Origin of the sequence: Gemmobacter sp., assembly GCF_016792925.1 — a bacterium.
Classification (GTDB): domain Bacteria; phylum Pseudomonadota; class Alphaproteobacteria; order Rhodobacterales; family Rhodobacteraceae; genus Gemmobacter.
Window position 1 is genome coordinate 1 of sequence record NZ_JAEULU010000098.1, and the last position, 10,902, is coordinate 10,902.

A 10,902-nucleotide genomic window follows, 5' to 3' on the forward strand; every position below is an offset into this window, starting at 1 on the left:
GGCCGCGTTGCTGCATTCCGCCATCGTGGTCGAGAAACGCGAAAGCCTGAAAGCCTGGACGATCCTGCTCGCCATCATGGCCTTCGGCTTCAGCCTGATCGGCACCTTCATCGTCCGCTCCGGCGTCATCACCTCGGTGCATTCCTTCGCCTCCGACCCCGAGCGCGGCGTCTTCATCCTGATGATCCTCGGCGTTTTCACCGGCGGGGCGCTGCTGCTGTTTGCGCTGCGCGCCAGCGCGATGGAGGCGAAGGGCGTCTTTGGCATGGTCAGCCGCGAAAGCGCGCTGGTCGCCAATAACCTGCTGCTGGCCGTGTCCAGCTTTGTGGTCTTTGTCGGCACGGTCTGGCCGCTGGTCGCGGAACTCCTGTGGGATCGCAAGCTGAGCGTCGGCGCGCCCTTCTTCAACGCCGCCTTCTCGCCCTTCATGGTGGCGCTGGCGCTGTTGCTGCCGGTCGGCGCCATGCTGGGCTGGAAGCGCGCCCAAGGCGGCCGCATCCTGCGCCTGCTCGCGCCGCTGGCCATCCTGTCGGTGGCGCTGGCCGGGCTGTTGTTCGCCATCCAGACCGGCGGCTCGGCCCTGGTGCCGGTGGGCGGGGCGCTTGGCCTCTGGGTGGTCGGCGGCGCGACCATCGACCTTCTCAGCCGCACCGGACGCGGCCCCTGGCCCGAGCGTCTTGGCCGTCTCGCCCGCCTGCCGCGCGCCGATTGGGGCAAGGCCACCGCCCATGCGGGGCTTGGCGTCACCATCTTTGCCGTCGCCGCCATGATGGGCTGGGCCACCGAGGTGATCAAGGTGGTCCGCATCGGCGAGAGCTTCGACCTCGCCGCCTATCAGGTGAAGCTGGTCGAGGTGCATGAGGAAAAGGGGCCGAACTACCTTTCCACCATGGCCACGATGGAGGTCAGCCGCGAGGGGCGCCTCGTCTCCACCCTCCATCCCGAAAAGCGCGTCTACCCGGTGCAGGCCATGCCCACCACCGAGGCGGCGCTGGATTACGGGTTGTTCCGCGACATCTATCTGGTGATCGGCGACCCGCAAGAGGGCGGCGGCTTCGCGGTGCGCGGCTATTGGAAGCCCTTCGCCAACTGGATCTGGTTTGGCTGCGGTCTGATGGCGCTTGGCGGCTTGCTCTCGCTCACCGACCGGCGTTACCGTGTCGCGGCGGGCGCCCGCCGCACGGCGGCGTCTCCGGTGGCGGCGGAGTAAGAACGATGCGCAAATTCCTGATCCTGCTCGCCTTTCTCGCCAGCCCCGCCTTCGCGGTGCAGCCCGATGAAATCCTGCCCGATGCCGCACTGGAGGCCCGCGCCCGCGAGATCAGCCAAAGCCTGCGCTGCCCGGTCTGTCAGGGCGAGAATATCGACGACAGCAATGCCACCATCAGCCGCGATCTGCGCGTGCTGGTGCGCGAGCGTCTGGTGGCGGGCGACAGCAACGATGAGGTGATCGACTTCATCGTGGCGCGTTACGGCGAGTTTGTGCTGTTCGAGCCGCGCGCCACCGGGGCCAACTGGCTCTTGTGGCTGGCGGGCCCGGCCATGTTGCTGGCGGGCGGCGCCATGGCCGCCGCCTTCATCCGCAGCCGCCGCAGCGCCCCCGTGCCAGAGGCCCTGACCCCCGAGGAAGAGGCCCGCCTGCGCGAAATCCTCAAACCGTGACGCGCCGTTCCGGTTGCCCCGCGCCTGCGCACGGCTAGGCTGAGCGCAAACGGGAGGCTTTTATGGAACCGATCCTTTACGCGCTGCAAGACGGCATCGCCACCATCACCCTCAACCGCCCCGAGGTGATGAACGCCCTGTCCAGCTCGCTCCGCCGCGACATGCTGGCCGCCATTGGGCGTGCCGAAACCGAGGCGCGGGTGATCGTCTTCACCGGCGCGGGCCGCGCCTTCTGTTCGGGGCAGGATCTGGCCGATGCGCAAAGCCTGGGCGCCGAGGTGCCGTTCGAGGACATCCTCAACGGCGAATATGTGCCGCTGCTGAATGCGATCTACGATTGCAAGCTGCCCACCATCGCCGCCGTCAATGGCGCGGCCGCCGGGGCCGGGGCTAATCTCGCGCTGGCCGCCGATGTGGTCATCGCGGCCGAGGGCGCCAGCTTCATTCAGGCTTTCACCCGCATCGGCCTGATCCCCGATGCCGGCGGCACCTGGTGGCTGCCGCGCCAGATCGGCGCCGCCCGCGCCATGGGCGCCTGCCTCTTTGCCGACAAGATCCCCGCGCGACAGGCCGAGGCCTGGGGCATGATCTATGAATGTGTGCCGGATGACCAGTTCGCCGCCCAGATCGCCGCCCGCGCAAGCCATCTGGCGCAAGGCCCGACCGGCGCTTACCGCGCGCTGAAACAGGCGCTGCGCAGCAGCCACGCCAACGACCTGCCCAGCCAACTGGCGCTGGAGGCGCGGCTGCAAGGCGAGGCCGGGCGCAGCGCCGATTTCCGCGAAGGCGTCATGGCCTTCCTGCAAAAACGCCCGCCGCGCTTTACCGGCGCCTGAAACGAGAAAGGCCCCCGCGCAGGGGGCCTTCCAGCTCACACGTCCCTCACACGCCGCGCGACAGCGCCGCCACGCCGGTGCGCGCAATCTCGCACAGGCCCAAAGGCCGCATCAGATCGGCAAAGGCGTCGATCTTTTCCGGCGTGCCGGTCATCTCGAAGACAAAACTTTCCAGCGTCGAATCGACCACCTTGGCACGGAAAATCTCGCACAGCCGCAGCGCCTCGATCCGCGCCTCGCCCTTGCCGGAAACCTTCACCAGCGCCAGCTCGCGCTGCACGCTCGGGCCTTCCACCGTCAGATCATGCACCGCATGCACCGGCACCAACCGGCCCAGCTGCGCCTTGATCTGCTCGATCACCTGCGGCGTGCCCCGGGTGACAATGGTGATCCGGCTCCGGTGGCCCTCATGGTCCACCTCGGCCACGGTCAGGCTGTCGATGTTATAGCCCCGGCCCGAAAACAGCCCGATCACCCGCGCCAGCACACCGCTTTCATTGGCGACGATCACCGCAAGCGTATGGCTTTCGATCACCTCGGCATAGGGATCGCGCAGCTCATAGGCAGAATGGCTCACCGAGCCCTTTTTGATATTGAGCGCCGACATCCGGCCCTCCCTTCATTTTCTGTTCAAAAATATCCTCGGGGGGTGCGGGGGGCAGACAGCCCCCCGCGCGACCTGTCACACCAGCACTGCGCCGCCAGCCTTGATCACGCCCTGCGTCTCGGCCTCGCCCAGCAGCATCTCGTTATGCGGCTTGCCGCTCGGGATCATCGGGAAGCAATTTTCATGCTTCTCCACCAGACAATCAAAGATCACCGGCCCGTCATAGCGGATCATCTCCATGATCGCATCGTCCAGATCCTTGGGATCGCTGCATTTGATGCCCTTGCAGCCAAAGGCCTCGGCCAGTTTCACGAAATCGGGCAGGCTTTCGCTCCAGGAATGGCTATACCGCTCGCCATGCAGCAATTCCTGCCACTGCCGCACCATGCCCAGGCGTTCATTGTTCAGGATGAACTGCTTCACCGGCGCACGGAACTGCATGGCGGTGCCCATTTCCTGCATGTTCATCAGCCAGCTGGCCTCGCCCGCCACGTTGATCACCAGGGCCTCCGGATGGGCAATCTGCACCCCGATCGAGGCCGGCAGACCGTAACCCATGGTCCCCAGACCGCCCGAGGTCATCCAGCGGTTCGGCGCCTCAAAGCCAAGGAACTGCGCCGCCCACATCTGGTGCTGGCCCACTTCGGTGGTGATATAGCGGTCCATGCCCTTGGTCAGGGCCTCCAGCCGTTGCAGCGCATATTGCGGCTTGATGGTCTTTTCGCTGCCCTTGTAATCAAGGCAATTGACCGCCTGCCATTCCTTGATCTGCGCCCACCACTTGCCCAGACCTTCCTTGTTCACCTTGCGCCCGCGCGATTTCCAGATGCGCAGCAGGTCTTCCAGCACATGCCCGACATCGCCGATGATCGGCACCTCCACCCGCACGACCTTGTTGATCGAGGAGGGGTCGATGTCGATATGCGCCTTCACCGAATGGGGGCTGAAATCCGACAGCCGCCCGGTGATCCGGTCATCAAAGCGCGCGCCGATATTGATCATCAGGTCGCAGCCATGCATCGCCAGATTGGCCTCATAGAGGCCATGCATCCCCAGCATCCCCAGCCAGCTCTTGCCGCTGGCCGGATAGGCGCCCAGACCCATCAGGGTCGAGGTGATGGGAAAGCCGGTGGCCTCCACCAGCTCGCGCAAGAGCTGGCTCGCCGCCGGGCCGGAATTGATCACGCCGCCGCCGGTGTAAAAGATCGGGCGTTCGGCGGTTTCCAGCATCTCGACCAGCCGGGTGATCTGGTCAATATCGCCCTTCACCTTCGGCTGGTAATGCGAGGGCTTCACCTTTTCCTTGGTCACATATTCCGAGGTGGCGAATTGCACATCCTTCGGAATGTCGATCAGCACCGGGCCGGGGCGGCCGCTTGTCGCCACATGAAACGCGGTGTGGATGGTCTCGGCCAGCCGCTCGGTATCCTTCACCAGCCAGTTCATCTTGGTGCAGGGGCGGGTGATGCCCACCGTATCGGCCTCCTGAAAGCCATCGGTGCCGATCATGAAGGTCGGCACCTGGCCCGACAGCACCACGATCGGGATACTGTCCAGCAGCGCATCGGTCAGCCCGGTCACCGCATTGGTCGCCCCGGGGCCAGAGGTCACCAGCGCCACGCCGGGCTTGCCGGTGGAGCGGGCATAGCCCTCGGCCATGTGAATGGCGCCCTGTTCGTGCCGCACAAGAACGTGGCGGATGTCGTTTTGCTGAAAGATCTCGTCATAGATCGGAAGCACGGCCCCGCCGGGGTAGCCGAAAACCACCTCAACGCCCTGATCCTTCAGCGCTTTCACGATCATCTTGGCACCCGACATGGTGTTAGGGGTGCTGTCCTTCGCCTTGGTCATTGTTCTTTTCCTCTGCGCCGCCTCGCCGCGGCTGACTGGATACGAAAAAGCCCCCGGAGTTTCCTCGGGGGCGCATGGGGAACCAGATGGTCAACCGTTACCGGCCCATGCGCCTGATCCCAACAAGTACAAGAAGCGCGCGCATCGCGTTCCACTCCGAAAACCGTTTCGATGGGCCGGACATTATGGGGCCGGGCAGGGGGCGTCAATGGCAAATCTGCGCGGAAAATGTCGCCATGGCTGCGAAAGTTGAACTTTTCTTGCGCCATCCTCCCGGTGCGGCGAAGTTTTCGCAAATGCACCCGATCTTCCGGCCCCATCCCCCCGAGTCGCCTTCACCGAACCTTCATTCCGGCGCAATTTCCCTGTCACAAAGCCCTGTCACCTCTGGCGCCAAACACGCATCCAGCTTGCAGGAGCCAGACAGATGACCGACCGCTTTTCCTTCGACGAATTTGACGAGGCCCGCAGCGCCCGCCCGGAAACCACCGACTTTGACCGTATCGTGGCAAAAGGCCTGTCGCGCCGTGGTTTCCTGACCGGGCTGGTGGCGCTTGGCTCTGCCGCCTCGGTCATGGGCGCGCTGAAGGGCAGCGCCGCCCATGCCGCCACCTCGCGCTTTGCCTTCAAGCCGATCCCGGTCGCCACCGATGGCACCGTGCATGTGCCGGAAGGCTATGAATGGAAGCCGGTCGCGCGCTGGGGCGATGCGCTCTTCTCCGACGCGCCCGCTTATGATGCCGCCAAGGGCGTGCCGTCGCAGGGGGCCGACCGGGTGTTTGGCGAAAACACCGACGGGATGGAGCTGTTCAACATCGGCGGCCATCAGGTCATCGCGGTGAACCATGAATATGTGAACCCCGAGATCAACCTGCCGAAAGAACAGGAAGAAAAGGTGAAATCCGAGGCCGATGTGCGCTTGTTGCAGAACCTGCAAGGCGTGACGGTGATGGAAGTGGCGGAAACCCCCGAGGGCTGGGCCATCGTCCAGGACAGCCCCTTCAACCGCCGCATCACCAATCTCACGCCGATGCGCCTTGCTGGCCCCGCCGCCGGGCATGAGTGGCTCCGCACCCCCGCCGATCCGACCGGCACCGAAGTCTTGGGCACCCTGAACAACTGCGGCGCGGGCCGCACGCCCTGGGGCACCTATCTGACCTGCGAAGAAAACTTCAACGGCTATTTCGGCGCCACCGATCTGGAGGCCAAGCTGCCCGAGGCCTTTGCCCGCTACGGTATCGAGGCGGAATCGGTCTATGGCTATGAACAGTTCGACCCGCGCTTCGATCTGGTGAAGAACGTGAACGAGCCGAACCGCTTCGGCTATGTGGTGGAAATCAACCCCGCCGATCCGCAATCGAAGCCGGTGAAACGCACCGCCCTGGGCCGGTTCAAGCATGAAAACGCCGCCTGCACGCTGGCCCGCGATGGCCGCGTGGTGGTCTATCTGGGCGATGACGAGCGCGGCGAGTTTCTGTATAAATTCGTCTCGGCTGGCAGCTATGCCCCCGGCGCGCCCACCGATGCGCTGCTGGACGAGGGCCAGCTTTACGTCGCCAAATTCGCCGAGGATGGCACCGGCCAATGGCTTGCCCTGACGCCCGAGGCCACCGGCATGTCGGCGGCCGAGATTTGCATCCACACCCGGCAGGCCGGTTCCAAACTGGGCGCCACCACCATGGACCGCCCGGAATGGGTGGCGGTGAACCCCCGCGCGGTCGAGGCCTATTGCGCCCTGACCAACAACAAGAACCGTGCGGTCAAGCCCAATGCCGGCGGCGATGAAACCCCGGTGGGCGGCCCCAACCCGCGCGCCGAGAACCATTATGGCCAGATCGTGCGCTGGTATCCGGCAGAAGAGGATCACGCAGCCGACAGCTTCCGCTGGGATCTGTTCGTGATGGCGGGCAACCCGGATGTCCACAAGGATGCCTATGCCGGGTCGTCGAACATCCATTCCGGCAATATGTTCAACTCGCCCGATGGCATGATGTTCGACACGACCGGCATGCTCTGGATCCAGACCGATGGCGAAGACAGCAACGAGGGCGATTTCCTCGGTCAGGGCAACAATCAGATGCTGGTGGGCGATCCGGCCTCGGGGCAGATCGAGCGTTTCCTGACCGGCCCGAAAGGCGCCGAGGTCACCGGCATGGCCTTCGCCTCTGACCGCCGCACCGTCTTTGTCGGCATCCAGCATCCGGGCGGCGATTTCCCCGATATGGCGGGCGGCCTGCCGCGTTCCACCCTCATCGCCATCCGCCGCACCGATGGCGCCACGCTGGCCTGAGGGCCTTGGCAGAGGCCATCGCCTCTGCCTTCGCCCTTAAATGCCCTTCCGGCGCGTTGGAAAGTCCCGCGCGCCGGTCCTCCATTCACCTTGGCTCAAATATCCAAATTCCGAGGGCCACGCCGCCCCGAACCTCTCGGTTTGGGCGCGGCTGGTCTTAGCGGATATGGTGAAGGGGGGGGGCGGTGTCACAGCCGTTGCAGCAGATCCCAGCGATTGCCGAACGGGTCGCGCCAGACCGCGACCATCCCGTAAGGCTCCTGGCGCGGCGCTTCCTCGAACAGCACGCCCGCCGCCAGCATCGCGGCATGATCCCTGGCGAAATCCGTGGTTTCCAGAAACAGCCAGACCCGCCCGGCCCCCTGCGCGCCAATCGCCGCGCGTTGCGCCTCGGTATCGGCCCGCGCCAGCACCAGCGCGCAGCCACCGCCCGGCGGGGCGAGGGTGATCCAGCGCTTGCGCCCCTGATCGACATCTTCGATCAGATCAAACCCCAGCTTTCCCACGTAGAAATCAAGCCCGGCCTGATAATCGGGCACAATCAGCGCCACCGCCCCCAGCCGCCGCGTCACTCCTGATGACCCCGCGCCTCCGGCAGCGCGATCCGCGCCACCTGCTCGGCAATCGGGTCCACCGACAGCGGGTGCAGCTCGGCGGTGTGATCCTCCGGGTCGCCCAGATCCTGCCAGACGCCGCCCTTATAGATCTCCAGCGCCGAAAACCGCGCCTTGTACCCCATCTTGCGGCTGCCCGGCACCCAATAGCCCAGATAGACGTAAGGCAGCCCGGCCTCGCGCGCGATGTCGACGTGATCGAGGATCAGATAGGTGCCCAGACTGTCGCCCGCCAGATCGGGGTCATAAAAGCTGTACACCATGCTCAGCCCGTCATCGAAAACATCGGTCAGGCTGACGGCCGACAATTGCCGCCCGCGCTCGCCCTCGGCGGCCGGGCGGGTATATTCGATCACCCGGCTGCGGATCGGCGTTTCCTCGATCATCGCGGCGAATTCAAAAATATCCATATCGGCCATGCCCCCATCGGCATGGCGGGTATCCAGATAGCGGCGGAACAGCTGATACTGATCCTCCGTCGCCCAGGGCGAGGTGGCATTGCGCCGCAAATGCATGTTCTTGCGCAGGATTTTCTTCTGCGTCCGGTTCGGCTGAAAATCCGCCACCCGGATGCGGGCCGACAGGCAGGCCGAGCATTCGGCGCAGCTGGGCCGATACAGCACATTCTGGCTGCGCCGGAACCCCTGTTTCGACAGCGTGTCATTCAACCGCTGCGCGTGATCGCCCTGCAAGGCCGTGAACAGCTTGCGCTCCATCCGCCCGTCCAGATAGGGGCAGGCCTGCGGAGCCGTCACGTAGAATTGCGGCGCGATGGGAAGGGTGTGGCGCATCTGGGGGCTGGCTGCCGGGGAAAGGATGTGAATAGCGGGCAGCTTAGCAAGCGGAACGCCTGTCGCCAAGCGCTCCGCAACCCGTTCACCGTGATTTTTTCGCGCGATTGTTGAAGGATTTTTCGCGTCAGCGCGGGCGGTTGATCATGACCGTGCCAAGAACGTGATCGCTCAGGCTTTGGCCGCGCGCCGACATCAGCATCAGCCCCATCGACAGCAGTTGCACGAGGAAGGTGCCGACCGACAGCGTATAGCCGATGGTGTGCAGCAGCGCATGGCTCAGGTCGAAGCGTTCGCCATTGCGGGTCAGAAGGCCGATATTCATCAGCCGCATCCCCCAGGTGGCCGAGCCGCCCCACAGCGTCAGCACGCGATAGCTAAAGCTCAGCACCATATAGACGACCGGCAGGAAATAGAGCCCGATGCCGAGGCTCAGCAGCGAGGCAAGCCCGGTCAGCACGCCGATCAGGATGACATCCACCACCCAGGCAAGCGCGCGTTTGGTAGCGGTTCCGCGATAGAATTCAGGCTGATAGGCGGGGTCGGGCAAAGTGGCGGGCGTGGCATACATCGGTCGGGTCCGTGACAAAGGGGGCAGGGAAGGGCAGCCCCGAAGGGCTGCCGCTGGGGGGCCTCAATTGGCCGCCGAGGCCTCGTCGGCGGGCACCACCTGGGCGGCGCGCTCGTCCATGAAGCGGTCGAATTCCTGCTTGTCCTTGGCTTCGCGCAGGCGTTGCAGGAAGGTTTCAAAGGCGTGTTGCTCGTCTTCCAGACGTTTCAGCGTATCGGCCTTGTAGGCGTCGAAGGCGCTGTTGCCCGAGCTGCGGAAATGCGTGGCAAAGGCGCTGCGGGCATTGGATTTGCGGCAGAACATCTCGGTATCTCCTTGAAAGGATTGGCCCTGATAGGCGTGGCGGCTGAAACGGCCGGTCATGAGCATGAAGGCCAAAAGACCCAGGCCCAGGGGCCAGAAGACGATGAAGCCCAGCACCATGGCGGTGATCCAGGCCTTGCGGCCATGGCCATCCAGCCAGGCCCCGGCGCGGCGGATCGGGCCGGGGCGCTGCCCGGTGGCAGAGGGGCCGCCCATGACGGCGGCAGGGGTCGCGGTAAACATCGGCGGTCTCTCCCGGTTGGTGTTGCATGTGAATGTCTTTCACATGAGCCAAGATGGGACAGCCGCGCCGGTCGCGCAAGGGGTGATGTGAAAGATTTTTACATAATGCCCGCCCAAGGCGATCAGCGGGTTGGCCTGTGGGTTTGCGTCTGGGTTTTGCTCAATGCGAAACCGATTTCGACAAGGTGTTGATGATGACAACCCCGGCGATGATCAGCGCCAGCCCCAGCAGGGCCCAGATGTCCAGCGCTTGCCGGAACAGCAGGAAATTCACCCCCGCGATGAACACGATGCCCAGCCCGCTCCACACGGCATAGACAATGCCGATGGGCATGGCGGTCGAGACGATCGAAAGGCAGTAAAACGCCACGCCATAGCACAGGGCCATGCCGATGGTGGGCAGGGCGCGGGTGAATTGCGCGCTTTGCGCCAGAAAGGTGGTGCCGACCACCTCGAAGGCGATGGCGGTGGCGAGGATGGCATAAAGGCTGGTGCGGGTCATGGGGCGCTCCGGTCGGCAGGGGTTGCGGCAAGCAGGCGGGCACGGATCCCGTCGCGGTCCTCGGGGGCATGGCCTTGCAGCGCGGCCAGCCAATAGCCGTCGGCTGCCAGCCGCACGATTTCCAGCGCGATGCCCTGATCGGTGGCGGCATGGCGGGCAAGCCGGGCGGTCATCCAGTCGGCCCAGATCCGCGCCAGCGCCGGATCGGTCAGCGCCGACAGCGACAGCGCCGACCAGGGCGAGGCCGCGCCCTGCGGGGCAAAGGTGCAGCGCACATACGCTCGGGTGAAACAGCCATGGCCGCCCGGATCTTCGGCGAGGGCAGTATCGACCTCGGCGTCGATCCGCGCGATCAGATCGGCGCAAAGCGCCTCGGTCAGCCCCTGTTTGGATCCGAAATGATGGAAGACCGCCCCTTTGGTGACGCCCGCCGCCTCGGCCACGGCGGGCAGGGTAATGGCGGCAATGCCCTGATGCAGCGCCAGCGCCGCCGCCCGATCCAGCAGGGCGCGGCGGGTCTGTTCGGGCGTCTTGGCCTTGCGATGCGCGTCGGACATGAAAAGATACCTCCGGGTATGTCCGACACATACCCTGCGGTATCTTTTCTGTCAAGAAAAATACCCGCCGGTATC

At 64.9% G+C, this 10,902-nt stretch carries 12 protein-coding genes; 4 read left to right on the top strand and 8 right to left on the bottom strand.

Going from position 1 to position 10,902, the window contains the following annotated elements; translation table 11 throughout:
- From JNN06_RS05010 to JNN06_RS05020, 3 genes are all read left to right on the top strand, one after another.
- Nucleotides 1-1,210: cytochrome c-type biogenesis CcmF C-terminal domain-containing protein (locus JNN06_RS05010; RefSeq protein WP_291238495.1), on the top strand; the 1,210-nt coding region annotated here is incomplete at its 5' end.
- A gap of 5 nt (nt 1,211-1,215) precedes the next feature.
- Complete coding sequence (locus JNN06_RS05015) at nt 1,216-1,662, top strand: cytochrome c-type biogenesis protein (protein ID WP_291238496.1); 447 nt, start codon at nt 1,216-1,218, stop codon at nt 1,660-1,662.
- Between the two features lie 62 nt (nt 1,663-1,724).
- Nucleotides 1,725-2,498 carry an enoyl-CoA hydratase-related protein gene (locus JNN06_RS05020; RefSeq protein WP_291238497.1) on the top strand — a complete coding sequence of 258 codons (774 nt, stop codon included), beginning with the start codon at nt 1,725-1,727 and terminating at the stop codon, nt 2,496-2,498.
- A gap of 46 nt (nt 2,499-2,544) precedes the next feature.
- Here the strand turns inward: JNN06_RS05020 and ilvN are convergent, their stop codons facing one another.
- Nucleotides 2,545-3,105 carry an acetolactate synthase small subunit gene (gene ilvN / locus JNN06_RS05025; protein WP_291238498.1) on the bottom strand — a complete coding sequence of 187 codons (561 nt, stop codon included), beginning with the start codon at nt 3,103-3,105 and terminating at the stop codon, nt 2,545-2,547.
- Nucleotides 3,106-3,180: 75 nt separating this feature from the next.
- Complete coding sequence (locus JNN06_RS05030) at nt 3,181-4,956, bottom strand: acetolactate synthase 3 large subunit (protein WP_291238499.1); 1,776 nt, start codon at nt 4,954-4,956, stop codon at nt 3,181-3,183.
- Between the two features lie 427 nt (nt 4,957-5,383).
- Between JNN06_RS05030 and JNN06_RS05035 the strand changes: the two genes are divergently transcribed.
- Entirely contained in the window at nt 5,384-7,246 is a 1,863-nt protein-coding gene (locus JNN06_RS05035) for a PhoX family phosphatase (protein WP_291238500.1), read from the top strand.
- Between the two features lie 188 nt (nt 7,247-7,434).
- Here JNN06_RS05035 and JNN06_RS05040 read toward each other — a convergent pair whose 3' ends face one another.
- The 6 genes from JNN06_RS05040 to JNN06_RS05065 all read right to left on the bottom strand — a co-directional run bounded on the left by JNN06_RS05040 (nt 7,435) and on the right by JNN06_RS05065 (nt 10,827).
- Entirely contained in the window at nt 7,435-7,818 is a 384-nt protein-coding gene (locus JNN06_RS05040; protein WP_291238501.1) for a VOC family protein, read from the bottom strand.
- Complete coding sequence (locus JNN06_RS05045; RefSeq protein WP_291238502.1) at nt 7,815-8,651, bottom strand: arginyltransferase; 837 nt, start codon at nt 8,649-8,651, stop codon at nt 7,815-7,817. Before JNN06_RS05045 ends, JNN06_RS05040 begins: the two co-directional genes overlap by 4 nt.
- Before the next feature lie 127 nt (nt 8,652-8,778).
- Nucleotides 8,779-9,222 carry an RDD family protein gene (locus JNN06_RS05050; protein WP_291238503.1) on the bottom strand — a complete coding sequence of 148 codons (444 nt, stop codon included), beginning with the start codon at nt 9,220-9,222 and terminating at the stop codon, nt 8,779-8,781.
- Nucleotides 9,223-9,285: 63 nt separating this feature from the next.
- Nucleotides 9,286-9,741, bottom strand: a complete 456-nt coding sequence (locus tag JNN06_RS05055) for a DUF2852 domain-containing protein (RefSeq protein WP_291238506.1) — start codon at nt 9,739-9,741, stop codon at nt 9,286-9,288.
- 187 nt (nt 9,742-9,928) lie between these two features.
- Nucleotides 9,929-10,270 (bottom strand): multidrug efflux SMR transporter, encoded by a 342-nt coding sequence (locus JNN06_RS05060; RefSeq protein ID WP_291238504.1) that lies wholly within the window; start codon nt 10,268-10,270, stop codon nt 9,929-9,931.
- Nucleotides 10,267-10,827 (bottom strand): TetR/AcrR family transcriptional regulator, encoded by a 561-nt coding sequence (locus tag JNN06_RS05065; protein WP_291238505.1) that lies wholly within the window; start codon nt 10,825-10,827, stop codon nt 10,267-10,269. The genes JNN06_RS05060 and JNN06_RS05065 overlap by 4 nt, the downstream gene beginning before the upstream one ends.
- Nucleotides 10,828-10,902: the final 75 nt, after the last annotated feature.